This is a genomic window from Aliivibrio logei (assembly GCF_001691055.1).
Taxonomy (GTDB): Bacteria; Pseudomonadota; Gammaproteobacteria; order Enterobacterales; family Vibrionaceae; genus Aliivibrio; species Aliivibrio salmonicida.
Genome location: NZ_MAJU01000004.1, coordinates 599,524 through 621,439, shown reverse-complemented (window position 1 = coordinate 621,439; position 21,916 = coordinate 599,524). Strand labels below are relative to the sequence as shown.

Sequence of the window (21,916 nt, the reverse complement as noted above, 5' to 3'; positions counted from 1 at the left end):
CAGATCAGCTCTACTATAGATTGGGTAGGTCATTAAGAATTATGACAGCAGCTCAAAGACGAGCGAGAGATAAAGGAAGTATCTATGAAAAAAACAAGAAGAGCCCAATTGCAACGTGCGAGAATTCAATACTGGAAAGACACTGCAAAAGATACGGCTAAAAAATGGTAAAAAACAAAACTCCTGATTGTCAGGAGTTTTTTGGTTTTAGGGCATCGTAATTAGTGACATTATGTAAATAACTAATTACAGCTATGTATATCGTAATTTAAAGGACGTCATTATTGAGGTCCTTTTTTGTTTTCTGGTTAAAGAAAGTTAGGTAATGACTTTTGGACTTATCCTGCTTACACTCTGAAAAATTTTGTTGGAGTATAAAAATGGAATGCCCAAATTGCGAAGAGCATATTGGCTGGGAGTGGGTAAACGATGAGGAGATTGAACCAAATGAAATCTTTGAGTGTCCTGAGTGCGAAGCACCATTACGTTACTTTATTGATGAAGGAACGTATTTAGGTCCCCAGCATAAAACAATAGAAGTGGTGAGTTAACCCACCACTTCTGTTTTTAGTACTCGTATTTATGAAAGCTTAAAGGTTGCCACTTTCTTGCTTAAATCAACGGCTTGCTCTTTAAGGTCATGGGATTGAGTTAAACTGTCTTCTGAATCAATAACCAGTTGATCCGTGACGTCTTTAATCGACGTTATGTTTTGTGTTATTTCCCCTGTTACATGAGTTTGTTCTTCCGCAGCGGTAGCGATTTGAGTCGCCATATCACTAATTAGCGTGACTGATGCGCTAATATCTTCTAATGCCAGTGCGGCACGATCGGCATCTTCAACTGAGTTATTCGCAAGTTCAGAGCTGCTTTTCATTAGATTAACGGCACGAGCTGTGGTTTGTTGTAAAATGTCGATAGTCGATTTTATTTCTTCTGTTGATGTGTGTGTACGTTGTGATAACACTCGAACTTCGTCAGCTACTACGGCAAAACCGCGGCCTTGCTCTCCTGCTCGTGCTGCTTCAATTGCGGCATTTAATGCAAGTAAGTTCGTTTGTTCAGCAATACCTTGAATCGTGGCAAGTACCGTATTTATTTCTTGTGAATGTTGTTGTAGTTCACTGATCACATTGCTTGCTTCACTCACTTCATTCGCAAGACTGTTGATGGATGCTTTAGTATCAACCACTAAAGAATGTCCTTTTTGAGTGCTGCTTGATGAGTTTTGTGCGGCTTGAGCTGTTTGCTCTGCATGAGAGGCGATTTCGCGAGTCGCAGATGCCATTTCGGTTACGGCAGTGGCTACCATGGTGATTTCTTGTTGTTGAAGGTTGAGTTCTTTTACTGAGTTATTAGCACGAGTTGTACTTTGCTCTGAACCATCGGTTAACTGTTGTGATTGTTGGCGGATATGTTGAATTAACAACTGTAAACTTTCAACAAAGGTATTGAAATTATTCGCCAGTTCTCCCACTTCATCTCTGTTTTCTACATGAATTCGTTGGGTTAAATCACCGCTGCCATTGGCAATCTGAGCAAGTGCTTGAGAAACATTGTTAAGTGGACGGAACAGAATGCCACATAATAAATTAAATAATAAAGTACAGATAATAACAACGATGGCAGTAACGATAATTTGTCCTGAAACCGCATCAAATAGAGGTGCAACTAACGAATCGTAATTAATTACATTAACTGTAATTAGACTGGTTCCCTCTATTTTCTGAGCATACATAATGTATTTTTCACCATCGAGCTCGATTGTGATATCAGAATTACTATTTGTTGCTTGCTGAATCGTTGAGAAATCGAGGCCCAATGCAGACACGGGCTTATTCAATAATGCGGTATTGGGGTGGGTGAAAACATTGCCTTTATTATTAGCAATAAACATAAATCCTTCGCCTGGAATGATTACTTTTTCCATGCTATTTAATATATCGGTGATTTCAACATCAGCACCAACAACCACTTGCTGGCCATGTAGGTTTAATGCTTTCCCTAAAGAGACGACATTTGCTCCTGTTGCTGCGGCAACCGTTGGGTTGTCCATGAATACCTTTGATGGTGCAGCAACGGCATTTGTGTACCAACCCCATTGTCTAGGATCATCATTACCTGGAGGCAGGATCACACCGTTGGCATTCGCTTGGGAGCCATCAGGGTAAGCGAGGAACACGTTATCAAATTTCGCTGAATCACGAACTTGTTTTAAGTGAACAACAATGGCGTCTTTGTTGGCTTCTTTAGGCAAAGAGGTCAGCGCGCGTTCTTTTGATAGGATCCAATCAGTTACATATTGGTTGTATGAAGCCGTTGTGCTTTCTAATCGTTGCTCTACTTCATTATCTAATCGATCTAATGAGGCGTTAAATGATAGAGCTTCAACTAATACTCCCCCGAGTATAATGGCGGCACCAGCGGAAATCGCGAGCTTATTTTTAAGGGATAAATTTTTAAGCATAATAATTTTTCATCTTATAATAGTTTAATTAATAATAATTTTTTGAATAGTGTTTATTTAACTTTGTCGTCGTATTTTTCAATGTTGAAATAAGTAATGCCATTGCTATTACATTGAGTCTATTAATAGAAGTGACAATAATTATCGGGTACATAGATTTATTAAGCATGGTTCGTGCCGTTTTTTCTTACGTATTCAATATATTGTTTATTAAAGATGATAAAGTGCGCTCGTCGCTTTTAATATTTTTACGATTAGGGAAAATGAGTGAATACATCATATAAATATACGATAGCGGGTTGCTCCGCTATTTTATTATGGAGCTTGATTGTTGGGTTGATCCGTAATGTGACAGAACAGCTTGGTCCCATTGGTGGCGCAGCCATGATATATAGCGTCAGTTCTATTTTTTTAGTGCTTGTTATTGGTGCTCCTCGATTAACGCTATTTTCTCCTAAATATCTCTTAATTGGTGGAGGGATGTTTGTTAGTTATGAAATGTGTTTATCATTGGCTTTAGGCATGGCACACAGTAGAACCCAAGCCGTTGAAATGAGTGTCATCAACTATTTGTGGCCCTCTCTAACCGTATTATTTGCAGTTGTCGCCAGTCGAAAGCCCGTGAATAAAATATTATATCCCGCAATCGCATTGTCCTTTTTTGGTGTCGCATGGACATTAAGTGGCGATGGTGGGCTTTCCATTTCCCAGTTATTGGCAAATGCGGCAACAAACCCTGTGAGCTATACCTTGGCTTTTGTCGGTGCATTTATTTGGGCTGCATATTGTAATGTCACTAAAAAATTAGCGAATGGAAAGAATGCCATTACGTGGTTTTTTATTGCAACCGCACTCTCTCTTTGGATTAAATACCTGTTCAGCGATGAAGGAAACCTTGTTTTTACTGGTGGTGTAATGATTGATTTGTTATTAGCAGGAATTGTTATGGGAAGTGGTTATGCACTGTGGAATATCGGGATCATTGGTGGGAATATGGTACTACTTGCAACGTTCTCTTATTTCACTCCTGTATTATCTACGTTCTTCTCTGCGTGGATTTTAGACATAGAATTAACAGTTCAATTCTGGCAAGGCGTTACAATGGTGACCGTCGCCTCATTATTGTGTTGGTGGTTTACTCGAGAGAAAAGTAAATAAAACGGTAACTTACCGATAAATAAGAGTATTGATTTGAACTATAGTGATATTCATAACGTAAATGTGGTTATCGTAAATTTAAAATTTCAATGTTGTAGTATATATATGAAAATTAATAACTTACCTTTTAATGTAACAAGGAATGTTTATGAAACTCAGCAATAATTTCTCGAATCAAGCAATTGATGCCTTTATTAAAATAAGTGCACTTTCTGTTCTGGTTTTATGGTGTTTCTCTATTCTAAAACCGTTTCTCTTACTTGTTGTGTGGGGCGGTATTATTGCGACGGCGCTGTATCCTATTGTCGCTTTTATTAGTAAAAGAACCTCAGTGAGTGAAAGTAAAGTTAGCATTGGCTTAACCATTATTGGCGTATTGTTACTGTTTATTCCTTTAATCGCGGTATCTACAGGGATTTATACGAGTGGGTCAGAACTGTTTTTTGGTTATCAAGATGGCTCCATTGCGATCCCTAAACCGAACGTCGCGATGCAGGAATGGCCTTTAATTGGACATAAAGCGTATGCTTTTATGTTACAGGCTTCTTCAAATCTTGAGAGTCTCTTATTTAAATACAGCAGCGAAATTAAAGTGGTGGCTGGTAAAGCGGCGTCTTTAGCGGGTTCTCTTGGTTTTGGGTTTATTCAGTTCATCGTATCAACGATTATTTCGGGTGTTTTCATGGCGAATGCCGCTAAGTGTGAGCGAGCATTTATTCTTGTTACTGACCGTTTAACTGGCGAACATGGCAAAGCGCTGACGGCATTATCGAGAACTACGGTAAGAAGTGTCGTTCAAGGGGTTATTGGTGTTGCGGTTATTCAAGCAATAATGGCGGGATTAGGGATGGCCTTAGTCGGTGTGCCTGCTCTTGGTCTTTGGGTTTTATTAGTTCTGTTGGTCGCGATTATTCAATTGCCTCCTATTTTAGCGCTTTTACCTGTGATTTTTTATGTATTTAGTGTCGATACAACCACAACTGCGGTGATTTTTTTAATTTGGTGTCTATTAATTGGCAGCAGTGATGCGATATTAAAACCAATTTTATTAAGCAGAGGTTCTGATATCCCAATGATCGTTATTTTACTTGGTGCTTTGGGTGGGATGGCAATGTCAGGCATTGTGGGATTATTTGTTGGAGCGGTGGTTCTCAGTTTAACGTATCGATTATTTATGGTGTGGTTAGAGAATGAAGATAAAGAAAACAAAGCATGATCGCTCTGTAAATACATCGTATTGGTGTACTTTTGATAAATAAATTTGTGGATTAGTTTGATGCAAAAACGCTGACAGCGTGATGGATGAAAAGGGAGGGAAAAATGGCGAACATAGTCATATTGCATGGTCTGTATATGCATGGCGTAGTTATGAAACCAATGGCCTCTCGGTTAAAAAAGAAAGGTCATACCGTACAAATTATTAGCTATAACTCATTGCGAATTAATGAAACGCTATTGTTTAAACGCATTCATCGTTGCTTATCGTTATCTAAAAAGAATGTATTGGTCGGACATAGCTTAGGCGGGATCTTAGCCATTAATTTTGTAAACTCGCATCAGGATTTGAATACGCCGATTGATTGTATTGTTACGATAGGTTCACCTCTTCAAGGCGCGTCTATTGCGAAAGAAATTCAAAACAAAAAATTAGGGTTTATTTTAGGCAACTCCAAAGAACAAGGTTTAGTGGATGTCACCAAATTAACGACGGATTGCCCGATCGGTTCTATTGCAGGGACAATGCCGATTGGAATTCGTACTCCGATAATGAGAGACAAGCAACCTTCTGATGGTACGGTGACCGTCGAAGAAACATTATTGCCAGATTTACGCGATCATTTGTGCTTAAAATATTCTCACACGAGTTTGATTTATGCGACTGATACAGTGAACCAAGTAGATTACTTTATTGCGAATCATGAGTTTGAAAGACGGTAGTTGAACGTCATTGAGCGAGAGGGGGGAGTGATAGGTTGAAACGTAAGGCAGATAATCCGTCATCTGCCGATGAGACACTAAATATTTAGAGACTACAGTGTGTTGCTTAATCGAATTCTTGATCTTCTAGTTGACGCTCTTTGCGTAAACGCGCCTCTTCCATGACCGCATTAATTTCTGCCATCAATCCATCAACATCGGCATCTTCGCCATTGTCCACAAATACGCCTGTTAGCACTGTGTTTGGCATTAATTCGCCAACTTCATACAAAGCCCACATTTCTTTAGCATATTCAGTACCAAGCAGCTCAGGCGCATATTGGCCATAGTACGTAGTCATATTGTTGACATCACGCTCTAACATCCATTTAGCGTTGTTGTTTGCTGATGCATCAACGGCTTGAGGTAAATCGATAATGACTGGGCCAAGGTGATCAACTAACACGTTAAATTCAGATAAATCACCGTGTATGATGCCGACACATAACATACGAGTGACGTATTGGATCATTAAATCGTGATCACGTAATGCTTGTTCTTTAGATAATGAAATGTCGTTCAGGCGAGGGGCTACAGAGCCTTCATCATCGGTAACGAGCTCCATTAATAATACACCATCAAAGCAACCATAAGGCTGTGGTACACGAACTCCAGCGGCTGATAGTTTGTACAGTGCATCAATCTCAGCGTTTTGCCATACTTTTTCTTGTTCGTCACGACCGAATTTAGAGCCTTTTTCCATCGCACGAGCTCGACGACTGTTTTTTACTTTTCGGCCTTCACGATACGCAACCGCTTGTTTAAAGCTACGTTGCTCAATCTCTTTATAAACTTTGGCACATTTAATATCGTCGCCACTGCGAACTATGTAGACATCCGCTTCTTTGCCACTCATTAATTGGGTTTGAACTTCATCTATTAAACCATCTTCAACTAATGGCAGTAATCTGTTTGGTATTTTCATTGCACCTTCAATTATGAGCGTAGGTAACGTCGCAAAGTGTGACGTGTTTTTGAACTATGTGTAAATTTAGAGGGCATTATGCCTATATTCTGCTTTGTCACAAGTTTTGGTGATAAGTTATTTTCTGTCTTGTTTGTGATCAAGCGAATATTTCTTTTAATTTAGACTTAATTTATAGACTACAGATACGATCTAACACAAGTTTTAACCTCATTATTTCTGATATGGTTTTACACCAATTAACATAAGTATCTGATCATTCTACTTGTTAAAGTCGATCATTGCTGTGTTATTAATTGTGCCATTAGCGTGGCAATTTAACCACAATTTATACTTTGTTCGGTTCAATTTTTCATGCAAAATTGAACCGCGACTGATCAAGATTGGTATCATCTTTTCGTAATCCTATCACTTACTTTACTTGAATTGGATAGAAGTAAACAGTGATGTTAAATAGACATAAGGCAGTTTCAATGGATATTTTATTATTAAGTAACGGCAAGATTTCTGGTAACAACTACGTAATGGAATTTGCGAGTGAAGCAATTGTTGAACAAATTCAACGTACTAAAGCAAAGAATTTAGTGCTTATCCCTTATGCGGTGATTCGTTCTAGTCACGATGACCGCGTTGCTTTGGTTCAACAGACGTTTGACCACTTAGGTCTAGATTGTAAAGTAACGGGTCTGCACCGTTCAGAAGACCCTGTAAAAACGATTCAAGAAGCCGATGGGATTTTGGTGAGTGGCGGTAATACATGGGTATTAAATAAAACATTGCATGATTTAGGGCTTGTTGGTCCAATAAGAAAAGCCGTATTGGATAAGGGTATCCCATACATTGGTTGGAGTGCGGGCACAAACATTGGTTGCCCAACGATCCGTACGACGAATGATATGCCAATTATCACAGGGGCGATTCTTCCTTCGCTAAACTTAGTGCCATTTCAAATTAATCCGCACTATTTAGAAGCGTCTGTTGAAGGGCACTTTGGTGAAACGCGTGATGAACGTATTCAAGAATTTTTAGAAATCAATAAACACGAACCGGTTGTTGGGATCCCTGAAGGCACATGGCTGCATATTCTTGACGGTAAGTTAAGCTACCATACTGCCAATGAGAAATCGTTGAAGTTATTCTCGTATGGTAAAGATCCTGTGTATTACAGTGCAGAAGATGATGTTCAATTCTTAATGGAACACAGCTGTTAATTTATGTTTGTCGTAAAGCGATAGATTAAGAGGAGGCCAAGTTACTCGATAACTTGGCCTTTTTATTTTTAATCTAGATTGAGTTCTGCAATAACCACATCAGCGGCTTCTAATGCGCCTTCTAAATAGCCCCCATTATCTTGCGCTGCCTCTGTTCCTGCAAAGTACCAATGTAAGTTGCTTAAGGCCTTAGTTGATGAAGATAAGCCATAACGAGGATGAGCTGTCGGTGCTTGATGATCGTCAAGGGTGGCAGTATGAATTTCTTGGCTCCAATCAATTAGCTTTATATCAATCGGGTGACTGGCTTTCTCACCAAAAATTCGAGTCAATTGTTCTACTGCGGCTTGTTTTATTACTGCCTCTCCTGCTTTTTTACGTGTTGCTGCATCGACACCGACAAAGCCAAATAAAGCGCCAACGCCACCAAACGTACTGGCATCATGGATTTCAACTAATGGCCCTATGCGGCTGCTGGCAGAGCCTGATAATCCCTCTTCTCTCCAGAAAGGCGTGTCATAAATAGCAAAAAACTTTGCGTGTGCCGCCATCCATGTTGCTGTAGAGCTAAAATGTTGCGTTGTTTCTTTCGGCAAGCTTGGCGTGAAAACAACACGGTCAGCTAAAAGGCGTAACGGCATGGCAAAAATCACATGGGCCGTTTCAATCGTCTCTGGCTGATTCTTGTGCATCAAAGTAACAGAAGAGTGATTGTTCTCTTGATAGCTCACATGAGTTACCGTGCTATTTAGTTGCACTCGATGAGAAGGTAAAGAGGCGAGTAGCGCATCAACAACACTTTGCATACCGCCCGCAATTCTCATGGAGGTAGGCGATTGCTCAAATCCAGAGTCATAACGTATTGGTGTGCTGTTTTGTTGATTTTCGAGTAAATAAGCGCCTTGAGAGTATTGTGAAAAAATAGGTAACATTAAATCATCGATAAGTTGCGTAACACGTGGGTGCATTTGTGGCCAAAACCAAGATGGGCCCATGTCTACGCTATCTAATGGAGATAATTTCGTTGATGAAGATAAAATTGGTGACGATAGAATTCTGCCTCCAATGCGCTCTCTCGCTTCAATGACTCGATACTCTTTTCCCATTTTTTCAAGTTGATGTGCCATGTATAGCCCACTTAAACCGGCACCAACAATCAAATACTCTGTTTTCATTTTTTGTCTCGCTTATGCTTGAATTTGGTGTAAGTGGTGGCCTGTTTTTATCCAGACGGTACAGTTGTGCTGCCCGATGATTGCTTGCAATGACTCACCAATAGGCAGACGAAGCCAATCAAATTTTTCATAGCTGATGTGCTCATGGGTAAATGATCCATCAATGACCAGTATTTCTATTCCACCTTGGTTTTCAAGTTCAATGGTCTGATTGGCTTGCCATTGTTCAAGGCGAACTGCCTCATGTTTAAAGGTGTGCAATGGCTGAAACTGAACTCCATGACGTGCAGAGTCGTTGTTAAAGGGCTGAGTTTGGGTGTCAATATGAACGGGTGTGTTGTCACCGTCTTGGTATTGCCCTAGCTTGACTAAAATCATGCAGCCATCTATCACTACGGGAGCGTGTGACGTTCCTACTGGATTGCGCATGTAAGTACCAACAGGGTAGTCACCATGCTCGTCTGCAAAAGTTCCCTCGAGTACTAAAAACTCTTCGCCGCCAGTGTGTACATGAGAAGAAAAATAACTGTCTGATTCATAATTTACTAGAGACGTGGCTGTTGCGATCTCACCGCCATCACGTTCTAACATCTTACGAGTCACCTCTTTAATAGGGGATGGGACCCATGTTGATGCCGTGAAAAAAGCGTTCGCTTGTAGCGATAAGTCAGTGTGTAGTTTCATGGTAAACCTGCGTGAATGGCGAGTAATTACATCTATTGTGTTATTTTTCTTTAGGTGTAACAAACCAGAACTTCTATACTTACACTAAAGTTTTTCTTTAATGGTTAATGTTGGAATAAGGAGTGTGAATGAAGTTAAATCATTTAAATGGCTTGAAAGCGTTTGAAGCCTCTGCTCGTCACTTGAGCTTTTCTTTAGCGGCCAAAGAATTGAATGTCACGCCTGCTGCCATTGGTCAACAAGTGAAATTGTTAGAAGAATGGTTAGGGATCTCTTTGTTTGAAAGGCGCTCTTCTGGGGTATCACGGTTAGCATTAACCAAAGAAGCCTTGCAGGGCTTACCTGAAATTACTCGTGGTTTTGAGCATTTATCTCAAGGATTAGCTTTATTAAAGCCAGCTGAAGTTAATACTATTTTAACCGTGGCGGTCAGCCCTGCGTTTGCCGCGAAATGGTTATTAATGCGTATTGATGACTTCCAAACATTGCATCCTGAATGGGATCTGAGATTAGATACCAATATTAGAACCGTTGATTACCTTGCCGAGAGCATTGATATTGGTGTTCGTTATGGTAAAGGGGAGTGGGATGGGCTAGATAACATCTTGTTAATGACCGAGTCTGTTTTTCCGGTCTGTTCTCCTGAGTTGCTAAAGAAAGGATTGAATAGCGTGGAATCATTGGTTGATTTTCCATTACTGCATGATCTTTCTTTACCTAAAGAGAGTGGCTTTCCTTCGTGGAGTGGTTGGTTTGAACAGAATGGAATTTACAATGTAAATACAGATAAAGGATTGAAGATAAACAATTCTGCTTCTGTTATTCAGGCAGCGATAAGTGGTCAAGGTGTGGCATTAGGTCGAAGTGTATTGGTACAAGAGGATCTGGATGGGGGGCGTTTAGTACAGCCTTTTCCTGAGTTGCAATGTAATATCAAATTAGCTTATTACATCGTTTGGAAACCGGGTGCAGTGTCTAATGAAAAGGTTGCGGTATTTAAGCGTTGGTTATTAGATCAAGTCGCGACATAGCTATCACTTAAGTGAATGAACTTGCGCAATTTATATACTCTATTAATATTAAAGAGGTATCTGTTTTATAAACTGTTTTTTAAATGAACGCGCATCTACATTTTAGTTGATCTAGCTCTCATCAAATTATGATCAATTTGGAATGAGGAGATAACATAATGATAATAGTGTTTGTAAATATGAATCTCATTCCTACTTTTTGTAATCATTGCATGAGTAGCTATTAATTATGCGTAAATTATTGTGATTACTATGAAGCCAATAACGTCTCTTTTATTATCGACCTTTGTTATTGGGTTATATCCTTCTTTGGCGACGGCAGATACTGCGGTTACGCCAATGAAGATTTATGCTCAAGCTCCTCTTCATTCAAATACGCTCACTACTGAACTTCGTTCCGCCTTTGCATTAAAAGAAGACAGCGTCGAATTGTTTGCGACGGGAACGATCGCCAGTGTGTGGGCACATTCTGAAAGCTTCAATATGGATTATTATCAGAATCAGGTCATTACGGGGGCTCAATGGCAAGTGACATCAAAGCTTAAAGCAGAACTTAAATATCAATACAGTTATGCCGGTAATAATGGATTAGATTCGTTTGTTTATGGCTTTCATGACTTTTTTGGTATTGGTCAGAACGGACGAGATGAAGTAGATAATAATAGTTTCAATATTTCTATCCCTAAGTACGGTGTTGAAATTGAAGATTTTGAAGGCGAAACGCTATCGAGTGCTTTACATAGTTATCTTGAGTACGAAGTGTTTTCAAATCAATACAATGCAATTAGCCTAGGGGCAAGTTTGTATTTAAACCACGTAAACAGCGGTTCATTTAAGCGTGATAGCTTTGAGCAAGGTCTTCAAGCAAATTACAGTTTTAGTTATGAAAAACACGCCTTATTTTCGACTGTCGGTGTGACGTTCAGAGACGCGGGATTAAGCACTTCTATTCCTTATAAAAAGAATACGGCTGCGTTTGCTATTGGTTATGGGTATGCAATTACTCCCTCTCACCATCTTGTAACGTCATATCATATTTATGAGGGTGCGCTTGATGAGGGGGGAGATTATGCCGAAGCATCACATGAATACGTATTAGGTTATCGATATTTATTAGAGGCGGCAGCGTTTGAGTTTTCAGTGATAGAGAATGCGGTGAATATGGATAACTCTACTGATATTGCCTTTACGTTTGGTGTGCGCTACGTACTGTAATTGATGGATAAAAAAATCCCAGAGAACAGGAGGATGAGTTCTCTGGGGAATATTGGTACTTCAGCAAAGTTACCCTAATACTTATAGGATATGGCTTTTTAGTTTTCCAGTCCGTTTCTCATAGAAGATAATGTTAAAAATATAACGTATTGATTTTAAATCAAACTAAATGAAGACAAAATAAATATTCCTACCGTACAAGTGACTAATGAAGCAACGGTTGTTTGGGCAATGATATTCGCCGCTAATGTTGCATTCCCTCCCATGGCTCTTGCCATTACATAACTGGCCGCTGCGGTTGGCGCGGCACTCATAAAGAATAGCAAACCTAAATCCAATCCTCTAAAGCCAAACATGATGCCACCTGCGGTAATTAGAAAGGGACTTAATATAAGTTTATAGCTAGTAGCAAACCACGTAGGGCCATTGTCTTTTTTCATTGAGCTTAAGTTTAGTGACCCCCCCGCACACAATAATGCCAAAGGCAGTGTCATGTTAGCGAAGTACTGCCCTGCTTGAGTGACCATCTCAGGGATTGGGATTGAGAGAAATGAACACACAACGCCCAATAAAATCGCAATAATTAACGGATTTTTAGTGAGTGTTTTAATTATCACCCCAAACGCTTGTTTTTCGTTATGCTCTTCTTTTGGTGTTAAGGCAATAACGGCCTGAATATTATAGAGCACAGTAGTTGATGCGACATAAATAGCGGCTAAAGCAACGCCAGAATCACCATAAGCGTTAGCAACATAAGCCAGTGCAATGATGGCTGTGTTCGCACGAAACCCGCCTTGAATAATAACGCCGTGATCTTGCTTATCCTTAAAAACGAGCTTAGTTGAAAAGGTGGTAAATAAGAAGAAAGCAAAGTTTGCAATAAGACCATAAATAATTAAACGGCTACTGGATGAGAAATCATGCTCAGAATTTACGATGCTTAAAAAGAGCATCGCGGGTAAGGTGACTTGAAATACGAGCTTAGAAGCGACTTCAATAAAGTTGTCGTTAATTAAGTGAATGCGTTTCAGTACAACACCAAGAAACAGCATTAAGCATATAGGGCCTGTAATTGATGCTGAAAATAGCAGTTGAGTGATTAAATTATCCATAGTTATGTTCTTCGTCGCTTCCTAGTAGAAGTGTTTATTTTACACACAAAAAATCAAATTTCAGTTGTGGATATCCACATCTTTTCCTTGTTTTACTTGAACAGTGCGATGACTTTGATTTTTTCATTAACACATTGGGTGAAAGCCTGTTCGTTATCGGTATTTATCTTTCTTGTGAATGTTTTGTTTTGTTCGTTTTAGTAACTAAAGAGATCTTATGAATGACTCTAGAAGGTGAATTGATGCAAATACGAACATAAAGAACCACGGTATTTTTAATTTCAGTATGTAAACGTTAGCGTGGTAGAACCCGTTCCCATCAATTAACTATGCAATATTGAGGTGATTTTTATTTAACTACGATGGTAAATCATAAAATAAACAAGAAGGCATTTTGAATGAATAAATAGGTGGAATAACTAAACACCATGTTTAATTGAAGATAATGATATTTTTTCACCATTATTAATAGGTGAAAGTATACGGCTATTTTATTCGGATTTATCCTATCTAAGTAAGTGTGATTAAAGTCTATATGTGAGGTCACATATTTAAAAAAATAATAGGTAATTTTGTTTTTTTATGGAAGTAATTCAAATAAAAAACATTCAGTCACTGATTTTTTTATTATTTTTTATATTTAATTTATTTTTAGCATATTTGTTTTTTCTGAAATAAATATGCCTATAGTATCTTATCTATTTGATTTTAAATATGACCGCCCCATTTTTATTGATATGCCGACTTTATGTTTAATCATTTGTTTTTTGTATGTATGCGAGTTTTTGATACGGAGTATACATTTTATTATTTATTTTAAACTAAATGATTATGATAATGTTTTCGTAATGTAAAAATTTATTTAAAAGACTAATAAGTTATTTAACGTGTTTGTTTATATTAGTTAGATAGGTCTTTTATTCTATTTGGTTATATTACTTAACGAATGAAAGCTAAAATTATAATGACATTATTAATAATAGTAGTTTGGCTTTCTTAATTTAATCTATTTTAATACATAGGTTTGACTATATTTTATTGATATAACGTTGGTATTAAATGAAAAACATAATCAGTAATGCATATAATTTCTCAGATTTTATTAATTCTGGTGTTGATACTAGAACAGGAAGTTACTCGGCTCAAATAAAGCTGTTATCGATGATTGGCAACCGTCTTAATGGTCCTTATTTTGATTTAACTGTTGGTTATAATACAAATAATGCGATTGATGTCGGTTTTGGAAGAGGGTGGTCATTGCCACTCAGTTCTTTTGATAATGTAAATTCAATGTTGAGTTTGAGAAATGGTCAACAATTCAAAATTGAATGGAATTCAACAGAGAATGAGTATGTAGCGCCATACCGAAAATTAAAAGATGTCCGTATTTACTATGTCTCTACGCCAGGGACAGAGCAAGGTGAAATAAAGGTTATTAATGCCTCTGGAGAGATCGAATTTATTGATTGGAAAGAAGGTACTCTCAGTCGATTATACAGTGCAAAAGGTCATCTTCTTCGTTTCTCGTACACCAATTATAATTTCCAAAGAACATTGTATAAAGTGGAAGACAGTTTTGGATTAAGTATAAATATTGATACGTGGTCAGACGAATGGCTGACAAAAATTTCATTATATAACAAAGATATGTTGCTTAAGTCATCCACAATTAGAAAAATAAGTGGCGGTGATTTTAAACGCTTGTCGTATGCGACATTACCCAACAGAGAAGATTTGTATTTTCAATTCGAATACTCATGGTTCAGTGATACAGGAATGGATCTGTTGTTAAAAACAACCTACCCAGCCGGATATTCAGAAGAAGTCACGTATTACGAACGTGGTTTTTTAATGCCTGATGGCGCGCCAAATAAGTATGTACCACAAGTTACGAAGATGAGGGTATCTCAAGGTACCGCATTACCTATTCGAACGCATACTTATACCTATTCGGATAAAAACTATTTGGGATTTGCGAGTGATCGGGCTTACGTTGCCGGTGAAGACACTCTTTTTAAAGCAGCACAAGACTATAAATATTCTGCAATTGAAACTATCGATAATGAGATTGAAATTCAGAAGACATACACCAAATATCACTTAATTGAAAAAGAGCGTTATCTCTCTAGAGGATCATCATACCAAGAAGTAAATTATGAATATTATGCAAATAATGCTGTCGGTATTGAATATCAGGAGCCTCAATATACCTATTTGAAAAAGAAAGAAATTGCATTTTTAAATGGTTCTTTAATAAGTAAAAAGTTGGAATATTATCAGTTTGATGAGTGGGGGAATAATATAGAGCACACTGATGAAAGTGGTATTACAACGGTGAGTCAATATGAGCAGAGTGCACAAAGTCATTTTAAAAATATCCCTGTATCACAAAGCATATTGGATAGAAAAAGAAACGTAGTAAATAAAAAAGAATTTACCTACAAGACATTACCTTCTTTATTAGATGATCATTCTTTTTACGTTCTTGAGACGGAAGAAATAAATGGGCAAAAAACGAATTATCAGTTTTATGAAAATCGCCAAAATATTGAAGTTTACGGAAAGAAACGAGAGGAATCTTCAGTGGTGTCTGGCGCGACTCCGATGCGTTATTCTTACACCTATGATTTTAATCAGGATCACCTTGTTTACCAAGTGCTCACGGAAAATGGATCATTACATTATTCCAATACCGAGCATTATGATTTTTTAGATAGCCAACTTATTTATAAAAAAGAACCAGAAGGCGTAGAGCTCGAAGTTAATTACGATGAGTTGAATCAAATAAATAAAGAACGCTTATTAAAAGATAACAGCCTTTATTCTGAAAAAACGTACCAGAGTCATATTGATAGTGACAACTATGTTTTAAGTATCGAAGATTCTGAGGGTGAAATAACCGTTCAGACCTACAGTGCTAATGGTCATGTCCTTTCAATGGCGACAAAAATTGGCAGTAATAACACAATGGCTTACACCAATCAGTATGATGCGTTTGGCCAGAAAATCTCGACAACGCAATACGACAATCTTGATACGAGAACACTAGAATTAACAACGCGTTATGAATACGACTTATATGGCCATATTAGTCGTACTATCTACCCTTCAGGAGCGGTAGAAATAAACCAATTTGACTATGCATCTCGAACTCACACTAAAGGCATCGAAGGGAAAGGGTACGTTATTTCTCATCAAGACACGTGGGGCAATACCATCGCGGAGCAGTATTTTGATAGAACAGGCCAACTTCTTTACGAAATCCCTTATCAGTATGACCTAACAAACCGTTTAATTCGTACAGAAACAAGTCGTGGTTCAGTGATTGAATTCAAATACGATGCGTTTGATCGCGTGATAGAAAAAGCAACTCGTTTTGCGGGTAACAACGCTTCAGAGTCATTTGTCGATAGAATGAGCTATGACAAAAGAACCAAAGAAGAAAGCCTAACGCTTCATACTCGAGAAGGGTTATTAGGTGATAATGAAAATACCCACGCGACCATTATTAGTAATCAATACGATGACTTTGGGCGCCTGACGGAAAGGCACGTCAATGGCTTACGTTACCAGTACAAGGATTATGATGATTCAAACCGTTATCAAAGCGTTGTTCTGCCAAATGGCCATTCGGCGACGTACACCTATCACCCAGTGCTTGGGCTGGTTACAAAGCAAGAAGTCAGTAATGATACATCCTCAACTCGACGCTTTAGCTATAACAAACGTGGGTTAGTTGTGAGTGATTCGGCATCGATGACAAGCAGTCAATATGAGTACGATGCATTTGGAAATCCAAGTAAAAAAACGGTGACGAGCTTAGGCGCGATAACAGAAAACGCCACGTTTTCATATTCAGCAAAAGGACTTTTGTTGTCTATGCGTGATTTTACCGGCAACACAAAAGCACTCACTTATGATGGCTTTGGCCGTGTTCAACAACTTGTCTTTGGAAGCCGTGATGCAACCGCCGTCGTTGATCTCAGTTATGACCAATTTGATCGGCTTGTCTCGCAACATTATGAGGATGGAAATGACCAAGTAGAGATGTATTTGGATTACGGTGTCAATGATATGGAAAGTCGTCGTCGTTGGGTTCGTAATGGAAAAGAGACGTTAAAAATGGATCTTTCCTATGACCAGTCTATGCGGATTATCGAGCGAAAAACCACGACGAATGGAATAGTTCAAACAGAAACGTTTGATTATGATCAACTTGGTCGAATTACTGAGTTTGTCAGCGCAGGAGTGAACCCGCCGAAAGATGTCATGGGAAGAGAGATCGTAAAGCAGCAGTTTTATTATGACCATTTCGACAATATTACGGATTTGGTCACACAGTATCAAAATGGGATTGTGAACACTGAAAGCCGAATATTCGATACTGACATGCCGACTCGATTACTCAATATTTATAATACACACGGGGATTTCCCCAACCAATCTTTTGAATACGATGCTCTTGGTAATCGAGTGAATTTATCACAAAGAGGGTATCAACTCAGCTATAACAATTATGGTCAGTTATCTGAAATACGAGATGATCAAGAAAAAGTAATACGCACGTACCATTACGACGCGATTGGAATGCAAAGTGTTTCCGTTGATGCATTAGGGAACATTGCCCAACTTTATTATCACCATGACGAGCTAGTTGCAATCATGAGAGCCAATGAATCAATGGCTTTCTCTGGGGCGCACAGTGGTAAATCACTGACGATCACAACGGATCCGAAAAGCACTAAAGCAAGCTATAGCTACCTTGACGGAACGAACAGTAATTTAGGGTCTACGCGTGAGCAGGCGACTCACTCTAGTTCATCATACTTACCTTTTGGATGAGGATTATCCATGTTTACTACTTTATCTCGACGTAATTTTTTAAAACAAACGGCTTGTGTTAGTGGGGCGACTTTGTGGTCATACAAAGCGTTTCCTGTGAATGCCATGGTGTTTGACAAAGTACTCCCTTTATCTATTGATTTGGGACAATTTGGTTATCATGGACACCGTTTGGAAACCCATATCGGACTTTATCATACAGGGAATGGGTATCGTGTTTATGACCCACTTTCACAGAGTTTTCTGCAATTTGATAATTTAGAATCGCCTCATGGGAAGGGCGGGATTAATGGGTATAGTTATTGTATTAATGACCCCATCAATCAATTTGATCCTACGGGTGAGTTTAACGCGAGAGGTTTTTTCTTTGGGTTGTTCAGTTTTATTGTTGGGGTTGCTGTTGCGGTTTCAGCGGTGGTTACAGGAGGAGCAACTCTTGTCATTGCATTAGGCGTAATTGGAGGTGTTGCAGGTGCGGTAAGTGGTGTTCTTGATATGGCGGTCGCTGGTATTGATGATAGTTCAAACCCAGCAACGAAGGGGTTAAAAATTGCGTCCGCGGCTTTTGGTTTAGCCGGAGCCGTTGCTGGGGGAGTGAAAGGCATTGCTTCAACGATCAAAGCAGGAAGTGGAATGTCTTTTGCGCATAAAGCGTGGGGATCAAAAACGTTTATTAAAATTACAGGCTTTTCTAATAAAAATATATTGGGTCAAATATCCCAAGCTCCAACCATCAAGTTTGCGGGTCTATCTGCCGACATGGTTGGCGTCGTTGGCGCTTCAATGGTGATGGCGGCGACGGTACAAGATGATAAAAAGCTGAAATTATGGGGTTCAATCATTAAATTCGGTGGTGGAGTTTCTAAAGGGATCATTAAAACCGTGGATAACTGGAACCCTAAGTTAGTGACGTCATTTACCGGAAAATCGTTTGGTAAAACAAAGCAGAGTTGGATCAAATCAGACAAAAAATTTGATATGAGAGTGGATTGGGCAAAACGAGGTCTTTCTGTTTCTAAAGACCCTTGGTCAATTACCGATCAAGTGATTGCTCAAACACAAGGGAACAGCAGTTCAAGTGCTTCTGAGGTTACTCAATCTTCATCTGTCTTTGTGTCGAATTCTGCCGCTCATTCGCCTCAAGTAATTAATGCATTACAACAAGGTATTAATCAAAGACAAGGTTTTTATTCCCGCTTTGTTGATAACACGATTGGTGATGGGCTTCTTATTGGTGCAGCCTAAACGTAATAAAGGATGTGTATTTTAAGGAACGCTTATATTGGAGAGGTGTGGCTGAAATAAGTAGTAAATAATGAGTGTATTTTTCAACTAAATTAAAAAGGAAGTTTATCTTATGAGAAAGTTTATATTTACATCAAGTGTCTTTTTATCTGCACTTGTTTCATTAAATGCGTATTCGAATCCACCGGGTTCATGGGTTCGAGATTTAAGGATATTATCTGACAGCGGGTTAGGTAATACAGACATATACGCGAATGGTAATATGCAAGCGGCACTAGATATTATTTATGATCTTGAGCCTGGGTATTCATTAAAAAGCGTGACACTAAAAAAATACAATACAGGGCAAGATTTAGATGATTGGGAACAGTCTTCGCTCGAAAATAAATATCTGCATAATATTGGTGGGCAACGAATTGGTCATTTAAGAAGTTCTAAATTTGTACAGCGCTATTTATCGACAAGCTCGCCAAGATCAGTGTCTGTGTGCGTTGAATTAACAGCAACTAAAGAGGGACAAGATTTTACGACTTCAACATGTGAGCCTGGAACTAACCAAGCAAGTGTGTTTGTTAATGCAATCAACCCCGTGTATCTAACAAAAAATAACTTTGAGCTTTTGCCGTGGGATATATCTTCAGAAATAGATGACTACGAATGTCAGCATACGCTAAATCAACCGACAGGAATTTTAACTCAAGAGATTAAAGAGCAAGTATTAAGAAAAACAAGCAAAACACCGGCTATTTTAGATATTGAAGTTGATCATCTTTTATCAGAGAGCACATCGACGCTTTATTTACAGGATAGTCTGATTAGTAAATACGGAAGTACAACGCCGACAAGTGACGATCCGTATCATTTATCGCATATTATGGCTTGGGCGGTATTACCGAATATGGGCGTTAATAAAATTAAATATGTTGAGTCGACTGGTTGGAATAATTTTAATGCCCTTACTTTAGAAAAAAACATACCTTATGCATTTAAAAGTGATCCAAACTATTTGTTCTCAATTATCACTGAAATTATGAGATTAGATAGAGGAAAGTATCAAGCAGGCTATAAAAGCTACTTGAACTGTTCTGTACCTGGTGCGAGCTCTAATACAACGATTCCTTGTAATATGTTGACCACCGTCGGTTCAAGTGACGTTGAAGTTTATGATTCAGGGGTTGTTGCATCAAAAAGCATAAGCAGAAATAGCAGTGCCATTAAAGTGACCGATTATTATGGCACTGAATCTAAAATCATTATGGGTGTTAGAAAAGTAGATAATTATTTATCAGTAATTGAACTCTTTTAATATTTATTATCTATACCGTCCACGTAACTATTATCAATTTTTTAATATCATAGCAAGTTCATTGCAATGATAGATTTAATACATCATTTATTATTTTTAATTAAATAAGGATTCTATTTATGAAAAATTCGACATTAATATCTAGTCTTTTATTATCTATATTTATCTCATCGAGTGCTTTAGCTGTTTCTTTACCACCTGATGGTAGCTGGGATTTAAATGGTCGACCAGGTTCGTCTACTCCTCCTGGACCACCGTCGTCTGCAACAAAGTCTTTGAGTATCCATTCAAGCCTTGGTGATAAATTAAATATATATGCTAACGGAAATATGCAGGCAAAATTAATAGTTAAATACGATTTATCTGATGGTTTTTATAATCCAAAAATAGAACTTAAACAAAAAGATCTAGGCCTTGATTTACCATCAACTTGGAAGGTTTCACATATTGAAAATGAATTTGATCATATAATCGATTCTCGTTCCCGAATTGGTTCGAATTTACAAAGCGCTCAGGCTGCGGAAGCAGTATATGTTACCTCTAGAGAGGTTGACTATATGGATATCTGTGTTGAATTAACCGCAGAACACAATAATTACGGAGAAATTACAGATACAACTTGTTTCGATTCTACAAACCAAGATAGTGTGGTTATTAATGCCAAGCGACCAGTTAAATATACAACTGATGATTTCGATATTAACTATACAAATGAAACAAATAATAAAAAGCTAAAAATTAAAAGCTATTCAATATCACCTAAAAGCCACTTAAATAACATAGAATTTACTGTGGGTAAGGGACATCTTCGAGGGAAAAGCAGTAACAATAATGTTTATTCAGACCCTAAAAATGGAAAAATGTTGGAGGTTAATTCTAATGGAAGTTATCTGTATTTTGTTGAGTTTTTACCTAAAGACATGAATAATTATACAACGTCTTATAAAATATCTGATCCGTGGTCGCTTGATATTCCATTAGACTCTAAAACGTTATTTAATCTTGCTTATGGTTATGGGAAAAATTTAATAACCACTCACACTACCAACAAGTGTATTCGTTGGGGTTTTCGTCCGCTTCCAACCGGAGTGGGATATGTGAGATATTGTCAAGAATATCAAAAATCCACGACAAAAGCTTGGCCTATGCCTCTTGCTACTACTCATAGGAAAAATCACAACGTTTATCTAGTGGATAATTATGGGACATCTCATACATTGAATTTCCAGTTAATCAATGGCGATCTTTATTACGGTTCTAGCCATATTCAATAATGATTTTATTGAAAGATTGGCAGCTAGAGAAAAGTGAGTACGCTCTTGTTCCAAAGAGTCTGTGAAGACTTACCATCATGTTCATGATAAATACGATAAGAAAGGCCGTTTATGTTAGCGGCCTTTTTATTTGCTTTTTAATTGGCACGTGCCGATTTTATTTTTTACGTGAATGAATTATTTTTATGAGAACAAGTAAATAACAAATATTATTGACAGTTTAGTCATTATTTGAGATTTAACGTATTTATTCATTTTTTAAATTGATTTAAGCGAGCCCTTTATGTAATTTAA

At 38.1% G+C, this 21,916-nt stretch carries 16 protein-coding genes; 11 read left to right on the top strand and 5 right to left on the bottom strand.

Features of this window, described 5'->3' with window-relative positions:
• Window positions 1-380: 380 nt before the first annotated feature.
• Entirely contained in the window at window positions 381-551 is a 171-nt protein-coding gene (locus A6E04_RS21085) for a hypothetical protein (RefSeq protein WP_139078728.1), read from the top strand.
• 29 nt (window positions 552-580) lie between these two features.
• Here A6E04_RS21085 and A6E04_RS02950 read toward each other — a convergent pair whose 3' ends face one another.
• Window positions 581-2,467 carry a methyl-accepting chemotaxis protein gene (locus A6E04_RS02950; RefSeq protein WP_017021578.1) on the bottom strand — a complete coding sequence of 629 codons (1,887 nt, stop codon included), beginning with the start codon at window positions 2,465-2,467 and terminating at the stop codon, window positions 581-583.
• Window positions 2,468-2,734: 267 nt separating this feature from the next.
• On the opposite strand from A6E04_RS02950, the gene yddG reads away from it, so the two are divergent.
• The 3 genes from yddG (at window position 2,735) to A6E04_RS02935 (ending at window position 5,563) form a co-directional block, all read left to right on the top strand.
• Window positions 2,735-3,625 carry an aromatic amino acid DMT transporter YddG gene (yddG, locus tag A6E04_RS02945; RefSeq protein ID WP_065609895.1) on the top strand — a complete coding sequence of 297 codons (891 nt, stop codon included), beginning with the start codon at window positions 2,735-2,737 and terminating at the stop codon, window positions 3,623-3,625.
• Window positions 3,626-3,773: 148 nt separating this feature from the next.
• Window positions 3,774-4,841, top strand: a complete 1,068-nt coding sequence (locus A6E04_RS02940) for an AI-2E family transporter (protein ID WP_023602801.1) — start codon at window positions 3,774-3,776, stop codon at window positions 4,839-4,841.
• A 104-nt stretch (window positions 4,842-4,945) separates the two neighbouring features.
• Window positions 4,946-5,563 carry a lipase family alpha/beta hydrolase gene (locus A6E04_RS02935; protein WP_065609891.1) on the top strand — a complete coding sequence of 206 codons (618 nt, stop codon included), beginning with the start codon at window positions 4,946-4,948 and terminating at the stop codon, window positions 5,561-5,563.
• 106 nt (window positions 5,564-5,669) lie between these two features.
• Here A6E04_RS02935 and A6E04_RS02930 read toward each other — a convergent pair whose 3' ends face one another.
• Window positions 5,670-6,527 carry a PA4780 family RIO1-like protein kinase gene (locus A6E04_RS02930; RefSeq protein WP_012552221.1) on the bottom strand — a complete coding sequence of 286 codons (858 nt, stop codon included), beginning with the start codon at window positions 6,525-6,527 and terminating at the stop codon, window positions 5,670-5,672.
• Between the two features lie 473 nt (window positions 6,528-7,000).
• On the opposite strand from A6E04_RS02930, the gene pepE reads away from it, so the two are divergent.
• Window positions 7,001-7,738 (top strand): dipeptidase PepE, encoded by a 738-nt coding sequence (gene pepE / locus A6E04_RS02925; RefSeq protein ID WP_012552222.1) that lies wholly within the window; start codon window positions 7,001-7,003, stop codon window positions 7,736-7,738.
• A gap of 68 nt (window positions 7,739-7,806) precedes the next feature.
• On the opposite strand, the gene A6E04_RS02920 is transcribed toward pepE, so the two are convergent.
• A complete protein-coding gene (locus A6E04_RS02920; protein ID WP_065609889.1) occupies window positions 7,807-8,913 on the bottom strand; it encodes a flavin monoamine oxidase family protein in 1,107 nt (368 codons plus the stop codon).
• A 12-nt stretch (window positions 8,914-8,925) separates the two neighbouring features.
• Window positions 8,926-9,597 carry a cupin domain-containing protein gene (locus A6E04_RS02915; RefSeq protein ID WP_065609887.1) on the bottom strand — a complete coding sequence of 224 codons (672 nt, stop codon included), beginning with the start codon at window positions 9,595-9,597 and terminating at the stop codon, window positions 8,926-8,928.
• A 128-nt stretch (window positions 9,598-9,725) separates the two neighbouring features.
• Between A6E04_RS02915 and gcvA the strand changes: the two genes are divergently transcribed.
• Both gcvA and A6E04_RS02905 read left to right on the top strand, forming a co-directional pair.
• On the top strand, window positions 9,726-10,628 hold the full coding sequence (gene gcvA / locus A6E04_RS02910; protein WP_065609885.1) for a transcriptional regulator GcvA: 903 nt from the start codon (window positions 9,726-9,728) through the stop codon (window positions 10,626-10,628).
• Between the two features lie 252 nt (window positions 10,629-10,880).
• On the top strand, window positions 10,881-11,843 hold the full coding sequence (locus A6E04_RS02905; protein ID WP_026469665.1) for a DUF3187 family protein: 963 nt from the start codon (window positions 10,881-10,883) through the stop codon (window positions 11,841-11,843).
• Window positions 11,844-11,998: 155 nt separating this feature from the next.
• Here A6E04_RS02905 and A6E04_RS02900 read toward each other — a convergent pair whose 3' ends face one another.
• A complete protein-coding gene (locus A6E04_RS02900) occupies window positions 11,999-12,955 on the bottom strand; it encodes an AEC family transporter (RefSeq protein WP_023602806.1) in 957 nt (318 codons plus the stop codon).
• Window positions 12,956-14,014: 1,059 nt separating this feature from the next.
• Here A6E04_RS02900 and A6E04_RS02895 point away from each other — a divergent pair.
• The 4 genes from A6E04_RS02895 (at window position 14,015) to A6E04_RS02880 (ending at window position 21,622) form a co-directional block, all read left to right on the top strand.
• Window positions 14,015-17,797 (top strand): RHS repeat domain-containing protein, encoded by a 3,783-nt coding sequence (locus A6E04_RS02895; protein ID WP_065609884.1) that lies wholly within the window; start codon window positions 14,015-14,017, stop codon window positions 17,795-17,797.
• 9 nt (window positions 17,798-17,806) lie between these two features.
• The gene (locus tag A6E04_RS02890) at window positions 17,807-19,042 is read left to right on the top strand and encodes an RHS repeat-associated core domain-containing protein (RefSeq protein WP_017021588.1); all 1,236 of its coding nucleotides are present in this window, start codon (window positions 17,807-17,809) and stop codon (window positions 19,040-19,042) included.
• A 112-nt stretch (window positions 19,043-19,154) separates the two neighbouring features.
• The gene (locus A6E04_RS02885) at window positions 19,155-20,348 is read left to right on the top strand and encodes a hypothetical protein (protein WP_065609882.1); all 1,194 of its coding nucleotides are present in this window, start codon (window positions 19,155-19,157) and stop codon (window positions 20,346-20,348) included.
• 119 nt (window positions 20,349-20,467) lie between these two features.
• On the top strand, window positions 20,468-21,622 hold the full coding sequence (locus A6E04_RS02880) for a hypothetical protein (RefSeq protein ID WP_023602809.1): 1,155 nt from the start codon (window positions 20,468-20,470) through the stop codon (window positions 21,620-21,622).
• Window positions 21,623-21,916: the final 294 nt, after the last annotated feature.